The sequence below is a fragment of the Prevotella sp. FD3004 genome, assembly GCF_000746155.1.
Lineage (GTDB): Bacteria > Bacteroidota > Bacteroidia > Bacteroidales > Bacteroidaceae > Prevotella.
Genome location: NZ_JQKR01000008.1, coordinates 279,664 through 304,569, shown reverse-complemented (window position 1 = coordinate 304,569; position 24,906 = coordinate 279,664). Strand labels below are relative to the sequence as shown.

Below are 24,906 nucleotides of genomic sequence, written 5' to 3'. Positions count from 1 at the left end.
GAATAGAATATGGATAATAAGCAAGTAAACGATTTATCGCTTGCTACTGAAAGGATGCAAGAACAGATATTAGTAAGGATAACAGGTCAGGATCGCCCGGGACTCACAGCTTCTGTGATGGCGATTCTCGCTAAATACGATGCGCAGATACTTGACATCGGTCAGGCCGATATACATTCAACTCTCTCGTTGGGTATTCTCATCCGTATGGACGAGATACACTCGGGACAGGTGATGAAAGAACTGCTGTTCAAGGCCACCGAACTGAATGTGAACATCGGATTCTCACCTATCAGCGACGATGAGTATGAGGACTGGGTGGGGCATCAGGGTAAGAACCGTTATATACTGATGGTGATGGGACGCCAGTTGGAGGCCCGCCAGATAGAGGCTGCCACGAGGGTGATAGCCGATCAGGGACTGAACATTGACAGTATTCTGCGCCTTACAGGTCGCAAGAGTATCAAAAACCCCTCTAAACATACCCGTGCCTGCATAGAGTTCTCACTGCGTGGTGAGCCCGCTGACCGTCAGGAAATGCAGTCGAAGCTGATGAAACTGTCGAGTGAGATGGAGATTGACTTCTCTTTCCAGAAAGACGATATGTTCCGTCGCATGCGCCGACTGATTTGTTTCGATATGGACTCTACACTCATCCAAACGGAGTGTATCGACGAGCTGGCTGAGCGTAACGGGGTAGGAGCTGAGGTGCGTGCCATCACAGAGAGTGCCATGCGTGGCGAGATAGATTTCAAGGAGAGCTTCACCCGTCGTGTGGCCTTGCTGAAAGGACTCGACGTGAGTGTGATGCAGGAGATTGCCGAGAACCTGCCCATCACTGAGGGTGTAGACCGACTGATGACTATCCTGAAGCGTTGTGGTTATAAGATAGCCATCCTCAGCGGTGGATTTACCTATTTCGGTGAATACCTGCAGCGTCGCTATGGCATTGATTATGTGTATGCCAACGAACTGGAGATTGGCGAGGACGGTAAACTCACTGGCCGTTATGTGGGCGAGATTGTTGATGGCCAGCGTAAGGCTGAGCTGCTGAAGCTTATCGCCCAGGTGGAGAAGGTGAATCTGGCTCAGACGATTGCCGTGGGTGACGGTGCTAACGACCTGCCCATGATCTCTGAAGCTGGTTTGGGCATCGCCTTCCATGCCAAGCCTCGTGTGGTAGCTAATGCTAAGCAGAGCATCAATACCATCGGTCTCGATGGTGTCCTCTATTTCCTCGGCTTCAAGGATTCGTATCTCGGCGATCAAGGAAAATTGTAATTTATAATTAGGCACGGATTAAACGGATTAACACGGAATTGTCTTTTTCTTGATACGAAATCTGCAATAAGATAACAGCGTAATCCGTGTAATCCGTGCCAAAGATTTGATTCGATGGAATTTGCAAGCGCGTTGTTGGAATGGTTCCGTGAGAACGGGCGCGATCTGCCTTGGCGACAGACACGTGACCCGTATGCCATCTGGCTCTCGGAGATTATCCTGCAACAGACTCAGATAAAGCAGGGCTGGGACTATTGGGAGCGTTTTATGCGCCGCTGGCCCAGCGTGGAGAATCTGGCGGCAGCTACGGAAGATGAGGTGCTGCGGGAGTGGCAGGGCTTGGGCTACTACAGTAGGGCACGCAACCTGCACTTTGCTGCCAAGCAGATCGTAGCTCTTGGACGTTTCCCCAATACTTTAGAAGAGATTAAGCGGTTGAAGGGTGTAGGCGACTATACCGCTGCTGCCATTGGCTCTATAGCTTTCGACCTGCCTGCGGCGGTGGTTGATGGTAATGTATACCGTGTCCTCGCCCGTCACTTTGGAATCGACACTCCTATCAACACTACGGAAGGAAAGAAAGTGTTTATGGCGATGGCGCAGAGTCTGCTACCACCGAAAGAAGCATCAGCCTATAATCAGGCCATCATGGACTTTGGGGCTATTCAGTGTACGCCCCAGTCGCCTCGATGTCTGCTCTGCCCTTTGGCTGAGAGTTGCGAGGCTCTACGCTCAGGCAGGGTGGGTGAGCTGCCTGTGAAACTGAAGACGCTGAAAGTGCGTGAGCGCCACCTTATTTATATATATGTGCGCTGTCATGGTGAGACTGCTATTCGCCGTCGTGGCTCAGGTGATATCTGGCAAGGACTGTGGGAACCGGTGTTTGCCGAGACTCCCGCTGATGTTCCGGCCGGTGCCTTGTTGTTGCGCCAGAATGTGAAACATGTGTTGACTCACCGTATTATATATGCCGACTTCTACCTGTTGGAAGTCGGAGAGAAGCCAGTGCTTCCCTCTGATTATATCTGGATTCCCGAATCCGAGATAGATAACTATGCCTTACCTCGACTGATTGAGATCATGCTCGAAAATATTACTAACAATTTTAATCTATTATGAAGAAGTTGACGATTCTGATGACAGTATGGCTGACAATGGCCGCTACTGTCCAAGCACAGGAAGAGCCTAAACTCGTTGTTAAGCCTTCCGGACGTATCCTCATGGATGCTTCCTATGTAGATTCAGAGCATCAGGAGGACAAGTTGAAAAGTGGTGTTGGTATCCCTGACATGCGTGTGGGCGTGGGCTTCACCTACGGCCAGTGGAAGGGAAAGATTGACATGGGCTATGCCTATGGTAAGGTGAACATGAAAGATGTGTGGATACAGTATGACTTTGATAAGAAGAACTTTGTGCGTGGAGGCTATTTTATCCACCAGTACGGCTATCAGAGTTGTACCAGCTCGTCGTTCAAGGAAACGATGGAAGAGCCACAGAGCAACGCTGTGTTTAATAATGACCGCATGCCGGGTCTGATGTTCGAACATACCGACAACTCGTTGCTGGCTACGCTTAGCCTGGTGGTTGAGACCGATGCCATGAAGCAGACCACCGACCAGACAGGCGATGAGGCTGTAGGTGCCCTGACTCGTCTGGTATATCATCCTTATACCGAGCGTGGCAGGATGTTTCATGTAGGTATAAGTGGTGGCATCGAAGGTGCTCGCTATAGTAGCGACGAGACACTGAACCACAAACAGTTCACACTCACCAGCCGTTGGCCTATGCGTGTGGCTAAAGTCAATGCTCAGCAGGCGGTGGTTACAGATGCCAAAGTGATGTATAAGTTCTCGCCCGAGGTACTCTATTCCTCTGGACGCTTTGCGGTGGCGGGTCAGTACTTCTGGAACAGGATCACCCGCGAAAACGGTTTGCAAAGCTTTACGGGCAGTGGCGCTTATGTCACCCTGCGCGGTCTGATCAAAGGGCGTAATTACAGCTATACGATGACCGACGGCGGTCTGGCTACACCAGATCCGGGCAATATGGAACTCTGTCTGCAGTACAACTATACGTCGCTCTCTGATGCCAGTGCAGGCATCCGTGGCGGCTATCTTAGCGATTGGGCGCTCTGCTACAATTATTACCCTAATAAGTATATGATTTGGCGTGTGCGTGCCTCATGGACCAAGGTTACCAATCGCAGTGGCTTCGACGATAATAGCGCAACCATTCTCGAAACCCGTTTCCAAGTTAAGTTCTAATATATTAACATTAAAAATCCTGATTATGAAAAAGCTAATGATGATGGCTGTCTTCATGGTAACAGCCGTAAGTGCCCAGGCACAGAGTGATGCAGAACCGTATTTCACCACAAAGGAGATGCCCGACATGCTTAAGTGGTGTCCTGCTCCCCCTGATACTGTAGGAACTCACTTTGCCTATGATATCATGCAGTATTTCTGGGGAAAGGAGATGAGAAACTGTAAGGAACGTGCCGACATTGCTATCCGCGATGCCGTCTATGGACTCGATTGTATTATTCGTGAGTTCAGCGAACCTTTCGGACTGACAATCTCAAAAGAAGAAACACCTGAGATCTATAAGGTGATGCGCGATGGTACGGCGACTTGTGACAGTATTTGTACACTACCCAAACGCTACTACATGCGTAAACGCCCCTTTATGCGCTTCCACGAGCAGACGCTCACACCTGATGACGAACCGGCATTGAGCCGTAATGGCAGCTACCCGTCAGGTCATACATTGCTTGGCTGGAGTTCTGCTCTGTTGTTGTCTGAAATCAATCCCGAGAGAGCCGACACGATTCTGGCTCGTGGTTTGATGTATGGTGACAGTCGTGTTATTGTTGGAGCTCACTGGCAGAGTGATGTTGATGCAGGACGTCTGGCGGCTTCGGTGGCTTATGCCCGTCTGCATACCAGTGAACGTTTCCTTTCACAGATGCGTTTAGCTCGTCTGGAGTTCCGTGTTAAGACGGGTCTTGCTACGCCCGCCGAAATCAAAATGTACAAGAAGTCTCATGCTAAGAAATAAAAAACAAAACCGCGTTTCTTACGCGGTTTTGTTTTTCAGGTATTCTGCAAATATCCTTGCGGCGCTTTCCACTTTGGCGACGCAAGGTCTTGTCTTGTAATATTCGGCTGTACGCTCTGAGGCAACATAGTTGCATGCCGCCTTTTCGTAACCTTCCAGTCCCAGTATCTCGGCGCATATCAAGCTGCCGTTCTCCTCTTTCGATTTCGCCAGCAAGTCCTGCACCACCTTGTAGCAGGCACTCTTACCCTCACGGTCTGGGCCTTCCGTCTGTCCGCAGTCGAGACCTACAAGCATCACGATGCCCGACACGGCGCCGCACATCATCCTCATACGTCCTACACCGCCACCAAAGCCTGCGGCTATCTTCTTGGCCAACGTATCATCAAGTCCATATAAGTCGGCAAACGCCGCCACCACACTCTGGCAGCAGCCATAGCCCGCCATAAAGTTCTCTACAGCCCGTTCTACTCTCTCGTCTAATTCTTCATCAGTCATGTTCTTATTATTTTTTTTAAGACATAAAAGGAGCATACTCATCAAGAGAATGCTCCTTCTTATTGATGTAAGAGGGCTGCGATTACTCGGCAGCCTCTTTCTCTACTGCACGGAAGCTGTCGAGATCCTCTACCTGGAAGTTCTTGATGTAAGCAGCCTTACCGCAAACATCCTCCTCGGTCATGCGAACATAGACGTTGGCGCTCTTCTTGAAGAGCTCAGGAGCCTTGCTGGCATCGCGGATGATAAGCAGCGACATCACGAGCTCGGCAGTCATATCGTAGAGACGACGAGCCAGGAAGTCCTGAGCGTCCTGATTCTCCAGAGCCTTGACATTAGCCAGAGCCTCCTCGTAAACGGGGATGAGCTTCTCGACACGAGCCTTCAGACCAGCTACGCAGTCGCAGCACTCGATAGAAGCAGCCATCTCCTTGATGTTGTTCAGCATGGTGCCGTTGGTGATGTAACGGATAGCAGCCACTACCTGCAGCTGAGTGGTACCCTCGTAGATAGAGAAGATACGTGCGTCGCGGAACAGGCGCTGGCTCTTGTACTCCATGATGAAGCCCGAACCACCATGGATGCTGATAGCATCGTAGGCGTTCTGGTTGGCATACTCGGAGTTCATACCCTTAGCCAGTGGGGTGAAGGCATCAGCCAAACGCTGGTACTTCTTCAGCTCCTGCTTCTCCTCGGGTGTGAGCTTGCGGTCGCGCTCGATATCCTCGAGGCATTTGTATATGTCTACATAAGCGGCTGTCTCGTACAGCAGTGAACGACCAGCATCGAGCTTAGCCTTCATGCGAGAGAGCATGTCATAGACAGCGGGGAAGTTGATGATAGCCTCACCAAACTGCTGACGCTCCTTGGCGTAAGCCAGTCCCTCGTTGTAAGCCTCCTGCTCAACACCTACACTCTGTGCGGCGATACCCAGACGGGCACCGTTCATCAGAGCCATCACGTACTTGATCAGACCGAGACGAGTGCTTCCGCAGAGCTCTGCCTTAGCATTCTTATAGGTGAGCTCACAGGTAGGTGAACCGTGGATACCCAGCTTGTGCTCGATGTGACGAACGTCAACACCACCCTGGCGCTTGTCGTAGATGAACATCGACAGACCACGTCCGTCCTTGGTGCCCTCCTCAGAACGAGCCAGCACGAGGTGGATGTCGCTATCACCATTGGTGATGAAACGCTTCACACCGTTCAGGCGCCAGCAGTTCTCCTTCTCGTCGAAGGTAGCCTTCAGCATCACGCGCTGCAGGTCAGAACCGGCATCTGGCTCAGTCAGGTCCATTGACATACCCTCACCAGCGCAAACACGGGGGATATACTTCTGGCGCTGCTCTTCGCTACCGAACTCATAAAGGGTATCGATACAGCTCTGCAGACTCCAGATGTTCTGGAAACCAGCATCGGCAGAAGAAATCATCTCAGAGAGCATTGAGAATACGGTGTTAGGCAGGTTCAGACCGCCGTAACGACGAGGCATAGAAACACCCCATAGACCTGCCTTACGGGTGGCGTCGAGGTTCTCGTAAGTCTTAGAGGCGTAGATCATACGACCGTTCTCGAGGTGTGGACCTTCCAGGTCAACGCTCTCAGAGTTAGGCTCGATGATGTTAGCAGCCACGTCGCCGGTGATGTCGAGAATCTGCTTGTAGTTCTCGATGGCATCGCCCAGGTCAACGGGAGCGTAATCGTACTTCTTGGCATCTTCGAAGTTGCGCTCCTTGAGCTCAACGATGCGCTTCATCAGAGGATGGTTCAGATAGAATCCAATCTCTGGGTGGTCACTATAATAGTTTGCCATTGTTATTTCGAATTTTGCTTGTAATACTTAATGAGCTTGGGTACAACCTCCTCGACAGTGCCGTTGATGACATAGTCGGCAATCTTGTTGATAGGGGCATCGGGGTCACTGTTCACAGAGATAATGATACCAGAATCCTGCATACCAGCGATGTGCTGAATCTGTCCAGAGATACCGCAGGCGATGTAAACCTTGGGATGAACGGTAACACCTGTCTGGCCAATCTGACGGTCGTGGTCCAACCAGCCTGCATCAACAGCAGCACGGCTACCGCCAACCTCACCATGCAGCACCTTAGCCAAGTCGAACAGCAGGTCGAAGTTCTCCTTCGAGCCCATACCGTAACCACCGGCAACCACGATGGGCGCACCCTTCAGGTTGTGCTTAGCAGCCTCAACGTGGTGATCGAGCACCTTAACTACGAAGGCCTCGGGGCTAACATACTTGCTTACCTCTGGGTAAACAACCTCCTTGCGGCACTCGCCATCGTACAGAGCCTTCTGCATAACGCCAGAGCGTACAGTAGCCATCTGTGGACGGTGGTCGGGGTTAACGATGGTAGCTACAATGTTACCACCGAAGGCAGGACGAATCTGATAAAGCAGATTCTCGTAGGTTTTGTTGTTCTTCTTATCCTCGAAAGGACCAATCTCCAGCTCTGTGCAGTCAGCAGTCAGACCAGAGGTCAGTGATGATGATACACGTGGACCGAGGTCGCGACCGATAACGGTAGCACCCATCAAGCAGATCTGTGGCTGCTCCTCCTTGAAGAGGTTAACCAGAATATCAGTGTGGGGAGCTGAGGTGTAAGGGAACAGGTCCTTAGCGTCGAAAACAAACAGCTTGTCAACACCGTAAGGCAGAATCTGATCCTCTACCTTACCCTTGATGCCAGTACCGGCAACAATGGCGTGGAGCTCAACCTTGAGTTCATTGGCGAGCTTGCGACCCTTGGTCAGCAACTCCTGAGATACTTCCTGTACCTGAGTACCTTCAATTTCGCAATATACAAATACGTTATTAGCCATATCTCGTTATCCAATGATTTTCTCGTCCAACAATTCTTTGATCATTCCCTCGATATCAGCATCAGAAGCCGTCAAAGTCTTCGACTCCTTAGCCTGGAACACGATGTTCTTGATGGCCTTTACCTTGGTTGGTGAGCCATTCAGACCGCACTGGTTTACATCGCCATCCACGTCGGCCACGCTCCACTGGTTCAGCGTGAGCTCAGGGCGCTCGTCGTACAGATAGTCGTAAGCAGTACCCTCGGCAGGACGCTCCATAGGACAGGTAGCGCGCTTATACTTCATCACCAGCTTAGCATTCTGGGGGCGACAGGGAGCTGCGCTTCCGTTAACGGTGATAACAACAGGCAGAGGAGCCTCTACAGTCTCTACACCACCATCGATCACACGCTTGATAGTAGCCTTACCATCCTTTACTGAGAGAACCTCCTCAGCGTAAGTAACCTGGTTAAGACCCAGTTTCTGAGCCACCTGAGGACCTACCTGAGCGGTATCACCGTCGATAGCCTGACGACCACCGATAACGATGTCAACATCGCCAATCTTCTTGATGGCAGTAGCCAGAGCGTAAGAAGTAGCGAGGGTATCAGCACCTGCGAAGAGACGGTCGGTAAGCAACCAACCTGTATCAGCGCCACGATAAAGTCCCTGACGGATGATCTCACCTGCACGTGGGGGACCCATCGTGAGGATTCCTACTGTTGAGCCTGGGTTCTGCTCCTTCAGGCGAAGGGCCTGCTCCAAGGCGTTCAAATCTTCTGGATTGAAGATGGCGGGCAGGGCAGCGCGGTTTACGGTACCTTCGGCTGTCATTGCGTCCTTACCCACGTTTCGGGTGTCTGGCACTTGCTTGGCCAGCACAACAATCTTTAAAGCCATATAATATTAATAATGTGTAAATATTGATGTCCTTTTTTTAATCGAGCGCAAAGGTAGTTCTTTTTGAGGATATAGCCAAATAAAATGCACAAAAACAATTGAAATGTGCACAAAAGAGCCGATTTGTGCAATAATAACTTCATAGCTATAGTAAATTTTTCACTATTCGCTATTCACTTTTCGCTTTTCTTTGTATCTTTGTCCCCGTTTTCTTAAGATAGATTGTTATGACAAATGGTATTTATACGATTCTGTTGCTCATTATGAGCAATGTGTTTATGACCTTTGCCTGGTATGGGCATTTGCGCCTTCAGCAGTCGGGTATCTCTACCAACTGGCCCCTCTATTTGGTGATTGCCTTCTCATGGATGATAGCATTCTTCGAATATTGTTGTCAGGTTCCTGCCAATCGTCTTGGCTTTGTTGACAATGGCGGACCTTTCAACCTTGTTCAACTCAAGGTGATTCAGGAATGCATCTCTTTGGTGGTCTTTGCAGTTATAGCCAACTTGATCTTTCAGAAGGAACAGTTACACTGGAATCATGCCGCAGCTGCCCTTTGCCTGATAGCTGCCGTCTATTTTGTATTTATGAAACCATAAATAAAGATTCCCGCCAATTGGCGGGAATCTTTACTATCATTGTTGCTTGTCGATATACTTCAGTATTTCTGCACGTTCGTCAAGTTCTTTGATACCATCAGTATCGGGAATAGTGTTGCCATCCTCGTCGTAGTCTGATCCCTCATAGAACGAGTGGAAATTGTCAACATACCAATCGTCGCGTTCAAATACCAAGTCGAGAATCACCTTCTGGTCGGCATAGTTATGAATGGTCAGCGTTACGGTAGCGGCAGAGTCGCTGATACTGTTCACCTGATCTAACTCATATCGCCACTCGGGGTCAATGTCTTGCCCCATTACCCAGTGATCGAAGTCGCGATAGATGGTACCGTCCTTTTCGCTCAGTTCCTGCGCTTCGCTGTCGAGTCTCAGGAAACTCAGTGAACAGCATAGGCTGTCGTTCTTGTAACTGTAGATTGTGTCAATACGCTGTGAGATATACTCCTGCGAATGTTTGTCAAAAGCAGTCGTGTCTGTACTCGAAGCGTAAACATAATCGTTAGTTCCCTGCTTGTTGCCACAAGCAGACATGACGATGGTAGCCACGGCTACCATACTGAAAACAATCAGTTTCTTCATCATTTCAATCTCTCTCTAATATATTTTGGTTTATAGCTATTTGGCCGCAAATGTACAACTTTATTTTTAAATAACCAAAATAAATCTAAGAAAATCAACGTCTGGGCTGATTTGCTATCTCTTGAGATAGGAGGCGAGTGATGAGTGGTTCTGTTTCAGACCCTTGGCTAGGCTACGGGCATTCATTTGGGCTCCCTTGTAGGAAGTGTGTGTGTGGTCGTGGTTGAAATAAACGGCGGCCTTCTGCTTACACTTCTCAGAATCGCGCCCGGCATATTTCTTATCCAAAAAGTCGGCAGATATGTTATGGACGTCGATAAATTCTACGCCAGTCTGACGGATGACCTCGCGATACCAACGGCCATAGCTGTCATCGCGGCGCTCAATCTTGCCACCAGGCCATTCGTTGCGTGGTGTGAGAGAGAGTAGGATGGGGGTGGCTCCCTTCTCGCGAACATCGTCGATGAATTTCTTCAGATACCAGCCGAAGGAGTAGATGAGCTCATAGCGCCCTTCATCCTCAATCTGATAGACATGACAGGTGTCTTGGGCGCTGGCAATGACGGCGCGTGCCTTTTTACTGGTTAAGTCGCCAATGTCGTTGTGACCAAACTGTAGCAGCACGAAATCGCCAGGCTGAAGACTGTTATAGATTCGTTCCCAACGGCCTTCGTTCAGGTATTTACGTGTGCTGCGCCCGGCAATGGCCTGATTGGTGACGGTGATTTTGAGGGTGTCGAACACGGTGTTGGCCAGTGTCCCCCAGCCCCACATGCCGGAATGGTCGGACTTGTCGATGTTCTTCACGGTGGAGTCGCCACAGATAAACACCACGGGTTTGCCCTTCTGACGCTTTACGTTTGCCATAGGCAGTGCTACGCCTATCATCATCTGTTGCAAGGGCTTGAGTTGGGGATTGTTTGAATAGTAGATTCCCTCAGCGGCAGAGCGGGCGTTAAGGCGGGCTCCGAAGGCAGAGGTGTGAATCTTGTCGCCGTAGAAGTGGTATTTCTGTTTCCAGAGACTATAGCTGTCGAGTTTTGCACCCGAAATCTCATTCAGGTCGACGAAAGGCACCCCCTCAGTAGCAGCAACGTAGGCCGCCCACTGGGTTTGTGGTTTGCGGATGATTAGTCCTTTATCGTCGCGAGCATCACGTGGGGTGAGCGACATGAGGATGGGGTTGGCTCCTGCCTCACGGATCTCACGGATATAGCAGCGCAGGTAGTGCCCATAGCTGTAGACGGTGTCGGGGATTTGCTTGCGGATGTTGAAACCTACTATCATGGTGTCTTCGGCCACACCGTCGATGACACCACGGGCACGCTTCGCATCGAAGAAGTCAGCATGGTCGTTATGACCTATGGATACGATAACCCAATCTCCAGGTTTCAGGGCTTGGCGAACGGCTGGCCACAGGTCGGTATAGAAATTGCGGGTAGACATACCACCCAGAGCCTGATTCTCAACGGAAATCTTACGGCCGTCGAAGAAGTCACTGGCATAGTACCCCCAGCCCCACTGGCCATTGCTCCCATTGCCCAAGGTGCCGTTGCGCATGGTACTGTTACCTATCAGGAATAGTACAGGGTTCGATCCCTGACGGGTGGAACCGGGGGCAGGGCGATTCATCAAAGCCTTGGCGATGGAGTCGGGCGTGTTGTCTATCACCTTTTCTTCACCTCCGGGCGTGGGCAGATCGTCGAAACGTTGTGCATTGGTTTGCAGGACATAATAAGTTGAGAGTGCTATAAGCAGTAGTAGTCTTCTCATCGTCGAAAATATTTTTAAGTGTTTGCGCTGCAAAGTTAATAAGAATTTTGCAAATTACAAAATTATTCGTAACTTTGAGCATTGCCCGAAGGTACTTTCGCTCGAGAAAACCCAAATAAAATTTGGATTTCTCCTCGCTTATTCGTACCTTTGTCGGCGTTATGATAGATAGAGCGACGATAGATAAAATCATGGACGCCACGAACATAGTCGACGTGGTGGGAGAGTTCGTGACCCTGCGAAAGGCTGGCGTGAACTATAAGGGCCTGTGCCCCTTCCACGACGATACCACCCCTTCGTTCATGGTGTCGCCATCGAAGCAGATATGCAAGTGCTTTGCCTGTGGAGAAGGAGGAACAGCTATCAACTTCCTCATGAAGCATGAGCAGATTACTTATCCGGAGGCCCTGCGCTGGTTGGCAAAGAAATACAATATCGAGATACAGGAGAAAGAACTGACTGACGAAGAAAAACGGGAGCAGAGTGACCGTGAATCGATGTTTATTGTCAACGAGTGGGCACAGAAGTATTTTCAGGACATGCTGAAGAACGACCCTGACGGCATTGCGATAGGAAAGCAATACTTCCGTAGTCGAGGCATCCGTGATGATATCATCGAGAAGTTCGGACTAGGTTATGCCCTTCAAAAGCGCGATGCCCTCGCCCTTGCTGCTCAGAAGGCAGGATATCAGGTAGAGTTCCTTTTAAAGACAGGTCTGTGTATTGATGGTGAGAAAGGCATTCATGACCGATATGCAGGGCGTGTGATCTTTCCTTGGCTGAATGTGAGTGGAAAAGTAGTGGCCTTTGGAGGCCGACTGCTTGACTCGCGTACTAAGGGCGTACAACAGAAGTATGTGAACTCGCCCGACTCGGAAATCTATCATAAGGAACGTGAACTCTACGGACTCTATCAGGCCAAGAAGGCTATCGCCAAGGAAGATTGTGTGTTTATGGTAGAGGGTTATACCGACGTGATAGCCATGCACCAGTGCGGACTGGAGAATGTGGTGGCTAACTCGGGTACGGCACTCTCTATCCACCAGATTAAACTGCTAAGGCGGTTCACGCAGAACATTACCTTATTATATGATGGTGATGAGGCCGGTATCCATGCTGCCATGCGCGGTACCGATATGCTGTTGGAGGAGGGTATGAACATCAAAGTGCTTTTATTGCCTGACGGAGACGATCCCGACTCATTCAGCCGTAAGCACTCTGTCCAGGAGTTTAAGGAATATATTGAGCAGAACCAGACAGACTTCATCACCTTTAAGGCTAAGGTTACGGTTGAAGGCATCACTGATCCTGTGAAACGCTCTGAGGCCATCAGCGGCATCTTGAAGAGTATCTCGGTGATTCCTGATAAGATGTTACGTGACGAATATGTACGTATCCTCTCTCAGCGACTGCAACTGAAAGAACAGACCCTCGTAAATGCGATGAACGATATGATTCGCAAGAGTCATGAGGAGAAAGAGAAACAGGCTGAGCGTGACGCAGAACGTCAGAGCTCAGAGAATGCCTCCCCGACATTTATCGGTCTGCACACCATCGATGAACAGACCCACGAGGTGGAGCGTCTGTTGGTGCAGTGCATCATCCGGGATGGCGAAAAGGTAATATATAAGGATATTGAGACCGAAGACGGAGGAAAAACCGATTTGACGGTGGCTCAATATGTGGCTTTCGACCTCGGATCCGACGGGCTCTCCTTCCACGACGACCGATATAACCAGATACTGCAAGAGGCCGTAGAACATAGTGGCGAGGAAGGCTTTAAGGCTGAGACCTATTTTATGCAGCACCCTGACATCCAAATCAGTCAGCTGGCTGTAGAACTTGGCATCGACCGTCATCAGTTGGGTAAGAGCTTCCAGTTGAAAGACCGCGATGGAGCCTTACTGCAACATGTGCTCCATCTGGTGCTTGACTTGCGACTCGACATCGTGGAGAAACGGTTGAAGGACATTCAGGCCCAGCTGAATACGGTGGGCTCTGATATGGAGAAAGTAAAGGCCTTGTTGGCCGACTACAAAGAGACTCAGCAGTTGCGTGACGCTTTGGCTAAACAACTTGGCAATGACATAGTAGTATAGGATGATAAGTTGGAAACTCATATTATTCAGTGTCTACCAGATAATCGTGATTGTGGCGATTATCCATGTGATACTCGACAATCGTCAACCTGCGAAGACGATGGCTTGGGCACTGGTGATATGGTTCGTACCTGTGGTGGGTATTGTGTTCTACCTCTTCTTTGGCATCAACACCCGCAAGGAACGTTATGTGAGTGAGCGCAGCATGAACCTGCTGACCAAACGCTCCATGCTGGAGTTCGCTGAGCAGCAGGATCTTAAGCTACCCGATAAGCACAAGCCACTGATCGATCTTTTCGTGAACCAGAGCCTGGCATTGCCTTTTAAAGATAATGAGGTGGATATCTGCACCAATGGCTATCAGTTTTTTACCGCCCTGCTGGCTGACATACGGAAGGCCAAGAGCCATATACATATCGGTATGTATATCATTGCCGACGATGCGCTTGGCAGACTCTTCAGCGATGCCCTGATAGACAAGGCGCGTGAGGGTGTCGAGGTAAGACTGATATACGATGATGTGGGATGCTGGAAGGTGAGGCACCGCTTCTTTGAACGTATGCGTGAGGAAGGTATCGAGGCAGTGCCGTTCATGCCGGTACACTTCCCGCAGTTTACGAGTAAGGTGAACTATCGCAACCACCGTAAGATCATTGTCATCGACGGACAAATAGGCTATATTGGCGGCATGAACATTGCTATGCGCTATTGCAGCGAGTCATGGCGTGATACCATGTTGAGGGTGACGGGTGGCGGTGTCTATGGACTCCAGCGCGCTTTCTTGGTCGACTGGTATTTCGTTGACCGCTCTTTGTTGTCTGATAGGAAATATTATCCCCCCATTGTCGCCGATATTGCCAACGACGTGATTGCTCAAGTGGTAACCAGTGGGCCGGTAACGCCCTATCCTGAGATTATGCAGGGCTTTGTGCGAATCATTCTGGGAGCCCGTCGCTATCTGTATATCGAGACACCATATTTCCTTCCCAACGACTCTGTGCTTTTCGCTTTGAAAACAGTGGCCTTGGCCGGTGTTGATGTCAGGGTGCTCTGTCCCTTGCACAGCGATGCCCGTTTTGTGGAGTGGGCCAGCAGGTCGTATCTGCGTGAAGCCATGGAGGCCGGTGTACAGGTGAGTCTCTATGAAGGCGGTTTTCTTCATTCAAAGCTGATGGTATGCGACGATGCTATTTCCACCTGTGGCTCTACCAATCTTGATTTCCGTAGCTTTGAGAACAACTTCGAGGCTAACATCTTTTTCTTCGACGAGCAAGTTGCTTTGCGCCTGAAGGATGTCTTCCTTCAGGATATGACACATGCCAGACTTTTGTCGGATATACCTGAACGAATGAACGCGAAGTTCCTCGCTCGTCTTTGGGAGAGCCTTACAAGGATGCTTTCCCCGTTGCTCTGAAAATCGAGAAGTTCACGCTGCCATAGCTGCGATGCTCTACGAAATGGAGATCGTTTGAGAAGTCGTAGTCCTTGCCGTGCTCAAACACAAAGACCCCATCGGGCTTCAGCAGTCCTTTCTCGAAGATAAGTGAGGGAATGGTGCCAAGCTCTTTGAGCGCATAGGGAGGGTCGGCAAAGATAAAGTCGAACTGATGCTTGCACGACTTAATGAAGCGGAACACGTCGCCGCGGATGGGCACGCATACCTGGGTGTTGAGCTTCTTCAGACATTCCTGTATGAAACGGTGGTGATCGCGATCCATCTCTACACTGAATACATGACTACAGCCACGCGACACTAGTTCGAGCGATATGCTGCCGGTACCAGAGAAGAGGTCGAGAGCCGTGGCATCCTCAAAGTCCATGTAGGCAGTCAGGACATTGAAGATGTTCTCCTTGGCAAAGTCGGTAGTGGGCCTTGCCTTAAACGAACGGGGAATGTCGAAATGCCGTCCCTTGTATATGCCAGTGATTATTCTCATCGTCCTTTAGTAAGTAATGTCATGAGGTCATAGGGCATGCCGGCAATCTTGGTGGCAGGTGCCTGCTGGAAGTCGGCAGAGGGATTGATGACGTATGCCTTCTGCAGATAGCGTTTCAGCTCAGGAACCAACCAGTCCTGTTCGGGAATGTTGCCTACGATGTGCAGCTCGTCGTGTTCTGCTTCCAGGTGAAGCTGTTTCCAAACGTAGAGCAGGAAGTAGAGTGCATCGTGAGCATGCGAGGCCTCAAAGGTGTTACAGAACTTGAAGCGGTTCTGCTGGAAACTGAATACATCGAGATGCTTGTTGTGGAAATAAGCATAGAGCTTATTGCGGTGACCTGTAAAGCTGCGCTGATGCAGATGGTTCCATACAGGCACCATAGCATGGATAAACTGAACGTCGTCGAAGCGGTCGTCGATGGCCCCCTGTACCTCCTTGACGATTCCGAACAGGCATACCGTCTTCAGATTGGGCAGCACATTGTAGTGCACGATGCGTTTAGCCGACTTCATTGGCAGGGCGTGGTTGAGGATGGTTTCCATATCCTCTTCCTCAAACTGCTCGATAGGCACCAGTATCGATGGGGTGTCGACCAGCAATTGGCAACGGCGGATATCGGGCGTCAGCAGTTCAACGCTCTTGAAGGCCTCTCTCAGGTTGGCCGTCATAGAGATGCCGCCCCTCACGATGTAGGGCTCGAAGATGATGGGACGCTCCGTGTTGGCAGCGTCGTGCATCGTAAAGGAAAGTGAACTCTTTCCCAGGCGTATGGTCATCTTCCTGTTCTCCATTATTTTGCATTAATTACGCTGGCCACGCAAAGCACCAACAGTGCTATGGCGACTATGGCGAGGATGATATTCGTCAGTTTATTGTTCAATTGCATAATCGGTTGCAAAGATACGAAAAAAGACACAGATATCACAGATTCTCGCAGTTTTTTTTTATCTTTGTGCCCGTTATGATTCAAGACGAGCTGAAATACCGCATCCTGCAGACGTTCGGATTCGCGCCTACGGCAGAACAAGCCGAGGCCGTCGACGTGTTTACCCGGTTCATGACTGATCGCGACGAGCATGTGGTCATGATTCTGCGTGGCTCTGCCGGAACGGGTAAGACCACGCTGGCTGGTGCCATGGTCAGGGCCATGAAGAGTCTGAAGCAGAAGCTTATCCTGCTGGCACCTACGGGGCGTGCCGCCAAGGTATTCTCCCTGAATGCAGGTTCTGCGGCCTATACCATCCATCGTCGTATCTATCGGCAGAAGTCGGCGGGCGACCTCTCGGCTTTCAATCTCAACGACAACCTGAACCGCGACACCTTATTTATAATAGATGAGGCTTCGATGATTTCTAACCTTGGCTTGGGCGAGTCGGCCTTCGGCAGCGGCTGTCTGCTCGACGACCTGATGCGGTTTGTGTATAATCATCAGAACTGCCGTATGCTGCTCATAGGCGACAAGGCACAGCTGCCCCCTGTGGGCGAGGAGGAGAGTCCGGCCTTGATGGCGGGTATGCTGCGTGCTTATGGCATGAAGGTGTATGAGTGCGACCTCAATCAGGTGTTGCGCCAGAGTGAGGACTCGGGCATACTCTCCAATGCCACGATGATACGTCAGATGGTGACATACGACGAGATGACCCGGTTGCCGAGGATACGCTTCAAGGGTTTTGCCGATATCCAGGTTGTGCCAGGCGACGAACTGATAGAACAGCTGGCCAGCAGCTATAGTCGTGTAGGGCTCGACGATACTATCGTCATCACACGGAGCAATAAACGGGCTAACATCTATAACCAGGGCATCCGTAATACTGTGCTCGATCGTGAAGACGAACTCTGTCGGGGCGACCAGCTCATGATTGTGAAGAACAACTATTTCTGGACAGAAGGGTCCAAGGAGATTCCTTTCGTTGCCAATGGCGACCTGGTTGTGGTACAGCGGGTGAGGAACGTGCATGAGCTCTATGGCTTCCGTTTTGCCGAGGTCACCATGCAGTTTCCCGACTACGACGACTACGAACTCACGGCCACCGTCATCATGGACTCGTTGACTACAGAGGCGCCGGCCTTGACCCGTGACCAGCAGGAACAACTGTATAATGCCGTGATGGACGACTATGCCGACGTTTCCCTTAAGGCCGAGCGCATTAAGAAACTGAAGGGCGACCGTTATTACAATGCCCTTCAGATCAAATACGCCTATGCCGTCACCTGCCACAAGGCGCAGGGTGGCCAGTGGGCACATGTGTATATCGACCAGGGTTATATGACCGACGATATGCTGACCCCTGACTATATCCACTGGCTCTATACGGCCTTCACCCGAGCCACGGAAAAACTCTTCCTCGTAAACTGGCCTAAAACCCAGATGGAAGAGCCTCTGATGCCTTGAATCAGATATATTGTACACCGGAATTGCTAAAGATTGTACACCTAAGTGCCTGATATTACACCTTGTATTATATATAATTATTAACTTTGCGTCACAAATTCAACCATTATAAATAAATCAAAAAAACAACAATGAAAAGAAATCTATTCAGTATTATGTTAGGAGGGGTGCTTGTGCTTACCGCTCCCGCGTTGACAAGCTGTGATGACATCCTTGGTCTCTCAGACAATCCCGTAGAGTCGTCGGCCCTTGCCGAAGCTATCAAGGATGGTGCCGAAGTAACCATTGACATGAGTATGACCGGCAATGTGGAAGGGGAAAATTTCTCCTTAGACGCGCAGGTGACGTATGAGAAGAAGAACGGTCAGTATGTCTTTAAGACAGCTACTGCGGATGCGGGCCCAGACGTAGAGGTCGATGTGGACGAAGAAACTCTGGAATTGCTTGCTCAGCACTTCAGACTGAAGTATGAGAAGAGTAGCAATCAGATAAAATTCATAGGCAAGCTATTTATTGAGGGTGAAGAAATTGAAAGCTCTATGAGCATGCTCTCTTCTATCATTGTCTTCGATGTTGACAATGACACGTATCAGCAGTTTGGCTATCCCTGCCCTATGACCTTTACGTTTAAAGGCATCTCTGTAAATGGCGTTGACAAGACCAAACTGATTAAGAATTCGTATAAGGAGACGGTCAAGGCTGTTCGGTCTATGGTTATGTCAAGAGCTGTAGCCGGCACCAGATATGTCGATCCGGAGACTCAGTGGCTTTCTGTATATTATAACGACGGCGAGACCTGGGCCGACGTGAACGATAGGTATACCAAGATAGCAGGTGAGGCCTTGTTCAATGGCGGTGTTGACCCTGATCTTGATGAAGCTGTAGAAGGCTCTGTCGTGGTGAATGGTGAGCCTGCAATGAAGTTTAACTTGCGTTATAAAGATGATAACACTAATGTGAAATACGGTGATAAGGTAGGTTATAAAGACAAAGCCGAGCATCCCGTATATGAATTTAGGATTTTTAATCAAGGTACATGATAATATCCCAAGTCCCCTGACATAAGAGGGGGTGGAAAAGACAGAAGGCTCTCCTGCAATTAGGAGAGCCTTCTGTTATGTTGTTAGTGGCTTTGACTTGTCTGATACTCTGTCGGCGACAGACCTGTGCTTTTCTTGAATACGGTCTGGAAATAGTTGCGTGTGTTGAAACCGCACTGCTGGGCTATCGTCTCGTTGCTCCAGTCGGGGTGGCTTTTCAGCAGCTGTTTGGCCGCCTCAATGCGATGGAAGGTAATCCACCTGCTGAACTGCTCGTGGCTGGTGGTCTTCAGCCAGTTCGTCAGCTGGTAACGAGGTACGCCGATCTCCTGGGCCACCGTCTTGATGGTGATACCGCTGCGCAGATGGCCGCCTTGGGCGAGCCAGTGGTCGGCCGCTTTGGCGATGCGGTGTGTCGTGTCTTTGCTTGTCGCCTTTTTGTTTTCACGGGCGTCGTCCTCCACTTCCTGTTGCACTTCCTCTTCGTTCTCCTCGGCCTCACGCATCTGCATGGCGGCATTGGTGCGTATGTAGCCCACGAACTGCAGCCACATGTAGAAGATGCTTCCCACGAAGAGTAGTCCGTATGCAGACAGTATCAGTCCTGTATGATATATCAGTACGGGCACCAGCAGGGCCAGAACGGTGAGCACCATGATACTGTATTGCATCCATCTGAGCATGTTGCTCCGCTCGCGGTCGAAGTAGTTGGCTAGTGCTGCCCTCATGCGGTGGAGCTCTGTGAGCAGCAGGTAGGTATAACATACCTGCATTGTGATGTAGCATACGCTTGCCATCAGTGCCGCCTGACGCATCTCGGGCGTGTCCGACAGCAGGGGCTGGCCGTTCATCCCTGCCGCCGTCAGCATGATGGCGGCTGCGGCAGCCAGGGCTACGGGGCCAACAAACCATTCCCGCCAGCGTATTCGCCCCTGCCGTTGCAGGTTGAGCATGCTCAGCGAGATGAGCGTTGAGCAGGGAATAAAGAAAAGCAGGTTGATGATTACCGCCTGAGTGACGCCCATCGCCCGGAATCCATAATGGTATTGTAGCGAGAACTGCATGCCCAACAGTGCCAGTCCGCCAGCCATCAGCCAGCGTGAACGGTTCACCACACGGTCGTCGTTCAGCCACTTGGGCATCCAGAATGCCAATGCCATCGTCATCAGTGCCATCAGCATCACCCCTGTATATTGCATATCCTCAACCATAACCTGATTTCTTGAAGAAACGTCTACAAAGATACGAAAATTCTTTCAATATAATGCGTTTTGGTGTACAATTTCTTTGTTTTTATGGTAAATTATACACCAAACAGTTAAAGATTGCACACCAAATGACTTGTTTCTGTAACTTGTGTCGTGTATATTTCGTAACTTTGTGGCACAAATTCAACCATTACAAATAAATCAATAAACAAAAATGAAAAAGAATCTTTTTAACATCCTGTTGGGAGGGGTACTTGTGCTTACCACTCCCGTGCTGACGAGTTGTGATGACATCCTTGGTCTTTCAGACAATCCTGTAGAATCAAATTCCGTACTTGCAGAAGCTCTTGATGAGGGTGCAGTGGTAACCATCGACATGGCTTTTACTAGTTTTGCGTTGAAAGGTGACGCTGAAGATTTGCAGGTGAAGTTTAAGAGACAGAACGGAAAGTTTGTTCTTAAGTCTGTAGAATTAAGTGAGGGCTCAGATAAAGAGGAAGACATTGAAGAGGCCCTGGGTAAGACCAAACTGACGTATGATGCAAAAGACGATCAGATCAGACTTGTTGTTGACACAAAGATGGAATTCGGAGAAGATGGGTATCAGGAGCTGACCTCTTCGATCATTGTCTTCAACCTTGCCAACAACACGTATGAACAGTTCGGTTATCCCCATATGCTCATCCTCGATTTCAAAGGCATCGCCGTTAACGGTGTTGACAAAACCGACCAGATTGAAAACTTAAATAAAAAATCGGTTGAAGTTGTCTATCCTATTATGGTGAAGGATCTGGTAATTGATGTTGTTCCGGTAGGATCAAGAGGTGTGGATGCAGAGATATCTTCAGTTCGTAAAATTCCGATGATGCTGGCTCCTGTCCTTTGTGTGCAATATAACGCAGGTGAGACATGGGCTAAGGTGAACGAGAGATACATCAAGCATGCTGGCAAGGCCCTGTTCGAGAATGATCTTGACGATGATGCCGATGAGCCTGTAATTGGAACTTTGGCTGGAGTGACGTCGTTTGTCATGGTTTACTATAATAACAATGAAACGGTGAAGTATGGTGATAAGGTTATCAACGAGAGCAGTGACGGTTCACCCGTCTATGTGCTTGGCAAAAATAAAGCTAGCTTAAAAGATTAGCAAACTCCCCGGCTTAAGAGGCATTTACAGCGACAGAAGGCTCTTCCGCAATTGGAAGAGCCTTCTCTTTTGGCTGCCAGAGCATATCCGCAAAGGTGACAAAGACTATCTGCATGATTGCAATTTAGACTAAATTGCTCACCAATTTAATCTATTTTGCTCTGCAATTTAGTCTAAATTGTTTTGCAAAATAATCTAAATTACATCTATTGGGCATATATTTGTCATGTTTAGGGCTTGTATATGTCAGGAGAAATGATTATCTTTGCCAGCGAATCAGATACTAAATACAAACTGTTATGGCATTACATTTCACATTAAGACAAAGCAACATCAAAGGTAGTAGTGTATACAAGAAGTGGTTTGCCCACACCCTGAAGCAGGGAGAGCTGACGATGGACGAGATTGAACGACGTATCCAGAACCGCTGCTCAGTAACACGTGCCGACGTTCGAGCCGTCATCACGGCCCTTCAGGAGGAAGTGGAGAACGGGTTGAAAGACGGCATGGTGGTGAACCTCAACGAGCTGGGGAAGTTCTACCTCAGCATTCGCAGTGAGTGTGTAGACAGTCCTGAGGAGTTCAGTGTGCAGAAACACGTGAAGGACATCGTATGTAAGTACACACCTCAGGGCCACCGCATCAATGCCGGCGACCAGCGAATCGTGAGAGCCTTTACCAACGACTGCACGCTGGAGCAGGTTTCCGCATACGATGAAGACGGGCACGTAGCTAAGCGCGTGCGCCGAGGCGGACATATCCGCAAAATCTAAAAGGGGGAATCGGGTATCAGAGTTCCTTCAGATACCGTTCGAGCTTCGTGAGGTCGACAGTGGAGAAAACCACCTTGCCGTCGGGGGCGATGACCACCATCGAAGGGATCCATTTCACACCGTAGGCCTTGGCAATATCGGTCTCCTTGAACTTCTTGAGTTCGCTGACCTGCGGGTATTCGATGCCGAACTTCCCGATGGCGTTCTTCCAGGCCTCTACGTCGGTATCCATCGAGATGCCGAGGAAGGCTACGCCCTTCTGATGATAGGTCTGATAGAGGCGCACCACCTCGGGGGCGTCCTTACGGCAGTCGGGGCACCACGATGCCCAGAAGTCGAGCACCACGGTCTTGCCCTTGGCAAAAGCCGAGAACTGGAACTTCTCGCCGCTCGGGGTCACCATGTTGAAGTCGGGAGCCACGGTTCCCGGCTTGATCAGTTCGGTTGCATACTTACTGTCGAGGTCGTCGCCGGCCTCAGTCTGAGCGCTTACTCCTATCGCTGCTCCCATCAGGAGACAGAGGGCTATGGTTCTAAAAAACTTCATATTTCAACAAATTTTTGGCAAAGGTACGAATAATCTGAGAATAATTTATTATCTTTGCCAAAAATTTTAAAGCTATAAATCTTATGTACGACAAGGAAAGAGGGCTCTATATAGCCCACTGCGCCAACGGCGCGCTCAGCATTACAGGTAAGATGGCAAACCGTCATGGACTCATTGCGGGAGCCACAGGTACAGGAAAGACCGTTACCCTGCAGGTGATGGCAGAAACCTTCTGTCAGGCAGGCGTACCCTGTTTCATGGCCGACATGAAGGGCGACCTGAGCGGTATCTCACAGGTGGGCAAGTTGAGCGGATTCATAGAGAAACGCCTGCCCGAGTTCCAGATTGAGAATCCTGAGTTCCAGAGTTGTCCCGTAAGATTCTTTGATGTATTCGGTGAGCAGGGACATCCCATGCGTGCCACCATCTCGCAGATGGGGCCTCAGCTGCTGTCGAGACTGATGCAGCTGAACGAGACGCAGGACGGAGTGCTGAACATCGTGTTCCGCATAGCCGACGAGCGCGGTCTGCTGCTCATTGACCTGAAGGACCTTCGCTCGATGCTCGACTGGGTATCGCAGCATGCCAAGGAGTACACTACGAAGTATGGCAATATTTCGACTGCCACGGTAGGCGCTATCCAGCGCGCTCTGTTGCAGTTGGAGAGTCAGGGGGCCGATAAGTTCTTCGGCGAGCCCTCGTTCGACATCTACGATCTGATGCAGACCGAAGGGGGTAAGGGCGTGATGAGCGTGCTGGCTGCCGACAAGCTGATGATGCAGCCCAAGCTCTACTCAACGTTCCTGCTGTGGCTGCTCTCCGAGCTCTATTCAACGCTGCCCGAGGTGGGCGATATGGAGCTGCCCAAGCTGGTGTTCTTCTTCGACGAGGCGCACATGCTGTTCGATGGCACCTCGAAGGCGTTGCTTGACAAGATAGAGCAGGTGATACGACTGATTCGTTCGAAGGGTGTGGGCATCTATTTCATCACCCAGAGTCCGACGGACATTCCTGAGAATATACTCGGACAGTTGGGCAACCGTGTGCAGCATGCCCTGCGTGCCTATACGCCGAAAGACCAGAAGGCCGTGAAGACCGCCGCCGACACCTTCCGTGCCAATCCGGAGTTCAAGACCGACGAGGCTATTATGAACCTCGAGACGGGTGAGGCGCTGGTGAGCTTCCTCGACGAGAAGGGTGCCCCCAGCATCGTTGAGCGTGCTAAGATCCTGTTCCCGCTGTCGCAGATCGGTGCCGTGACCGAGGGACAGCGCCTTGACATCATCAAGCAGAGCCGCATCTATGGTAAATACGATACACCGGTGGATCGTGAGAGTGCCTTTGAGGTGCTCGTGGCCGAGGCCGACCGCCAGTTGGCAGAAGCCGAGCAGCAGGCGGCTGAGATAGACATCCCGAAGCCTGCAGAAGCAAAGGCCGAGAAAAAGAAGGCGGGCATGATGAGTAAGGTGTGGAAGGCTGTGCTGACAGCTATCACCTCGACGCTGGCCACTATACTTGGCACGTATGTGAGCGACAAGGTGACAGGTAAGAAGACGAAGTCGAGGACATCGGCCAAGGGCCGTGTGGTGAAGAATGCCACGAGTGCTGCCACACGTACCATCACCAAGGAGCTGACCCGTGATATCCTCGGGAATCTGGTGAAGTGATTATAAGAACTCGGATATAGTATAGATATACCGCTGTCGGTTGATGGTGGTATATTTATATTTAGTGGGGTCGATGACGGTCTTGAGGTCACTGCTGATGCCTGTGCCCAGAAGCTTTAGCGTGGCTTCCTTCATGGTCCAGAGGCTGATGAAGGAGGCATCGGGCTGCGCCGACTGTGTAATCTGTTCGGTCTCGTCATCGTTCATCGTATAGCGCATCAGCGACTCCTTGAACTCGCGGATGCTCTCCACGTCGATGCCGACGGGCTGATCACTGATAGCACAGACTGCCGCCTCTTTGCAGTGGCTCAGGTTGAAGAATATCTCAGGATGACCCACGATGGATGGCTTGCCATGTTCATTATATTCGAAGATGGGATTCTCCGTGATGCCGTATTCCTCTTTCAGTGCCTGTTTCAGCAGCTGGTAGGCGAGCACGCAGAGCCTCTGCCCTTGTTCGTATTTGAACTTCAGGGCCTGTTCCCGTCGCTGCTCAGAGATTTCCCTCAAAGCCGCCTCGAGATTAAAACTCCAAATATCTTCGCTGACTAAGATCTTCACT

General features: G+C 50.3%; 23 protein-coding genes. 12 read left to right on the top strand and 11 right to left on the bottom strand.

Annotated features, from left to right (window positions below; translation table 11 throughout):
* The first annotated feature begins 9 nt into the window (after positions 1–9).
* The 4 genes from serB to T325_RS01455 all read left to right on the top strand — a co-directional run bounded on the left by serB (position 10) and on the right by T325_RS01455 (position 4,338).
* On the top strand, positions 10–1,281 hold the full coding sequence (gene serB / locus T325_RS01470; protein ID WP_177172098.1) for a phosphoserine phosphatase SerB: 1,272 nt from the start codon (positions 10–12) through the stop codon (positions 1,279–1,281).
* A 114-nt stretch (positions 1,282–1,395) separates the two neighbouring features.
* Positions 1,396–2,400 (top strand): A/G-specific adenine glycosylase, encoded by a 1,005-nt coding sequence (mutY, locus tag T325_RS01465; protein WP_036909752.1) that lies wholly within the window; start codon positions 1,396–1,398, stop codon positions 2,398–2,400.
* A complete protein-coding gene (locus tag T325_RS01460; protein ID WP_036909750.1) occupies positions 2,397–3,545 on the top strand; it encodes a porin in 1,149 nt (382 codons plus the stop codon). The genes mutY and T325_RS01460 overlap by 4 nt, the downstream gene beginning before the upstream one ends.
* Positions 3,546–3,570: 25 nt before the next feature.
* Positions 3,571–4,338, top strand: coding sequence for an acid phosphatase (locus tag T325_RS01455; RefSeq protein WP_081911000.1), 768 nt, complete (start codon positions 3,571–3,573; stop codon positions 4,336–4,338).
* 18 nt (positions 4,339–4,356) lie between these two features.
* Here T325_RS01455 and T325_RS01450 read toward each other — a convergent pair whose 3' ends face one another.
* From T325_RS01450 to T325_RS01435, 4 genes are all read right to left on the bottom strand, one after another.
* Complete coding sequence (locus T325_RS01450) at positions 4,357–4,836, bottom strand: C-GCAxxG-C-C family protein (RefSeq protein ID WP_036909749.1); 480 nt, start codon at positions 4,834–4,836, stop codon at positions 4,357–4,359.
* A gap of 82 nt (positions 4,837–4,918) precedes the next feature.
* Positions 4,919–6,649, bottom strand: a complete 1,731-nt coding sequence (locus tag T325_RS01445) for an acyl-CoA dehydrogenase family protein (RefSeq protein ID WP_036909747.1) — start codon at positions 6,647–6,649, stop codon at positions 4,919–4,921.
* A gap of 2 nt (positions 6,650–6,651) precedes the next feature.
* The gene (locus T325_RS01440; RefSeq protein WP_036909745.1) at positions 6,652–7,677 is read right to left on the bottom strand and encodes an electron transfer flavoprotein subunit alpha/FixB family protein; all 1,026 of its coding nucleotides are present in this window, start codon (positions 7,675–7,677) and stop codon (positions 6,652–6,654) included.
* 6 nt (positions 7,678–7,683) lie between these two features.
* Positions 7,684–8,556, bottom strand: a complete 873-nt coding sequence (locus T325_RS01435) for an electron transfer flavoprotein subunit beta/FixA family protein (protein ID WP_036909744.1) — start codon at positions 8,554–8,556, stop codon at positions 7,684–7,686.
* Between the two features lie 227 nt (positions 8,557–8,783).
* On the opposite strand from T325_RS01435, the gene T325_RS01430 reads away from it, so the two are divergent.
* A complete protein-coding gene (locus T325_RS01430) occupies positions 8,784–9,158 on the top strand; it encodes a DMT family protein (RefSeq protein WP_036909742.1) in 375 nt (124 codons plus the stop codon).
* A 36-nt stretch (positions 9,159–9,194) separates the two neighbouring features.
* Here T325_RS01430 and T325_RS01425 read toward each other — a convergent pair whose 3' ends face one another.
* Positions 9,195–9,758 (bottom strand): hypothetical protein, encoded by a 564-nt coding sequence (locus T325_RS01425; RefSeq protein WP_036909740.1) that lies wholly within the window; start codon positions 9,756–9,758, stop codon positions 9,195–9,197.
* Between the two features lie 114 nt (positions 9,759–9,872).
* Complete coding sequence (locus T325_RS01420) at positions 9,873–11,531, bottom strand: GDSL-type esterase/lipase family protein (protein ID WP_036909738.1); 1,659 nt, start codon at positions 11,529–11,531, stop codon at positions 9,873–9,875.
* 161 nt (positions 11,532–11,692) lie between these two features.
* Between T325_RS01420 and dnaG the strand changes: the two genes are divergently transcribed.
* Both dnaG and cls read left to right on the top strand, forming a co-directional pair.
* Positions 11,693–13,630, top strand: coding sequence for a DNA primase (gene dnaG / locus T325_RS01415; protein ID WP_036909737.1), 1,938 nt, complete (start codon positions 11,693–11,695; stop codon positions 13,628–13,630).
* A gap of 1 nt (position 13,631) precedes the next feature.
* Entirely contained in the window at positions 13,632–15,044 is a 1,413-nt protein-coding gene (gene cls, locus T325_RS01410) for a cardiolipin synthase (RefSeq protein ID WP_036909736.1), read from the top strand.
* Here cls and T325_RS01405 read toward each other — a convergent pair.
* Entirely contained in the window at positions 15,016–15,567 is a 552-nt protein-coding gene (locus T325_RS01405) for an RsmD family RNA methyltransferase (RefSeq protein ID WP_036909735.1), read from the bottom strand. The two genes, cls and T325_RS01405, sit on opposite strands and share 29 nt — an antisense overlap.
* A complete protein-coding gene (locus T325_RS01400) occupies positions 15,564–16,361 on the bottom strand; it encodes a DUF3822 family protein (protein WP_036909734.1) in 798 nt (265 codons plus the stop codon). Before T325_RS01400 ends, T325_RS01405 begins: the two co-directional genes overlap by 4 nt.
* A 170-nt stretch (positions 16,362–16,531) precedes the next feature.
* On the opposite strand from T325_RS01400, the gene T325_RS01395 reads away from it, so the two are divergent.
* Positions 16,532–17,962 (top strand): ATP-dependent DNA helicase, encoded by a 1,431-nt coding sequence (locus tag T325_RS01395; protein WP_036909733.1) that lies wholly within the window; start codon positions 16,532–16,534, stop codon positions 17,960–17,962.
* Between the two features lie 131 nt (positions 17,963–18,093).
* Entirely contained in the window at positions 18,094–19,002 is a 909-nt protein-coding gene (locus T325_RS01390; protein WP_156097618.1) for a hypothetical protein, read from the top strand.
* 83 nt (positions 19,003–19,085) lie between these two features.
* On the opposite strand, the gene T325_RS01385 is transcribed toward T325_RS01390, so the two are convergent.
* Positions 19,086–20,213, bottom strand: coding sequence for a helix-turn-helix transcriptional regulator (locus T325_RS01385; RefSeq protein WP_036909729.1), 1,128 nt, complete (start codon positions 20,211–20,213; stop codon positions 19,086–19,088).
* 211 nt (positions 20,214–20,424) lie between these two features.
* Between T325_RS01385 and T325_RS01380 the strand changes: the two genes are divergently transcribed.
* On the top strand, positions 20,425–21,357 hold the full coding sequence (locus tag T325_RS01380) for a hypothetical protein (RefSeq protein ID WP_036909728.1): 933 nt from the start codon (positions 20,425–20,427) through the stop codon (positions 21,355–21,357).
* A gap of 299 nt (positions 21,358–21,656) precedes the next feature.
* Entirely contained in the window at positions 21,657–22,130 is a 474-nt protein-coding gene (locus T325_RS01375) for an HU family DNA-binding protein (protein WP_036909727.1), read from the top strand.
* 16 nt (positions 22,131–22,146) lie between these two features.
* On the opposite strand, the gene T325_RS01370 is transcribed toward T325_RS01375, so the two are convergent.
* Positions 22,147–22,677 (bottom strand): peroxiredoxin family protein, encoded by a 531-nt coding sequence (locus T325_RS01370; RefSeq protein ID WP_036909726.1) that lies wholly within the window; start codon positions 22,675–22,677, stop codon positions 22,147–22,149.
* Positions 22,678–22,760: 83 nt separating this feature from the next.
* Here T325_RS01370 and T325_RS01365 point away from each other — a divergent pair, with 83 nt between their 5' ends.
* The gene (locus T325_RS01365) at positions 22,761–24,344 is read left to right on the top strand and encodes a helicase HerA-like domain-containing protein (RefSeq protein ID WP_051949641.1); all 1,584 of its coding nucleotides are present in this window, start codon (positions 22,761–22,763) and stop codon (positions 24,342–24,344) included.
* Here the strand turns inward: T325_RS01365 and T325_RS12295 are convergent, their stop codons facing one another.
* Positions 24,345–24,905 (bottom strand): 4'-phosphopantetheinyl transferase family protein, encoded by a 561-nt coding sequence (locus T325_RS12295; protein WP_051949640.1) that lies wholly within the window; start codon positions 24,903–24,905, stop codon positions 24,345–24,347. It abuts the gene before it with no gap.
* Position 24,906: the final 1 nt, after the last annotated feature.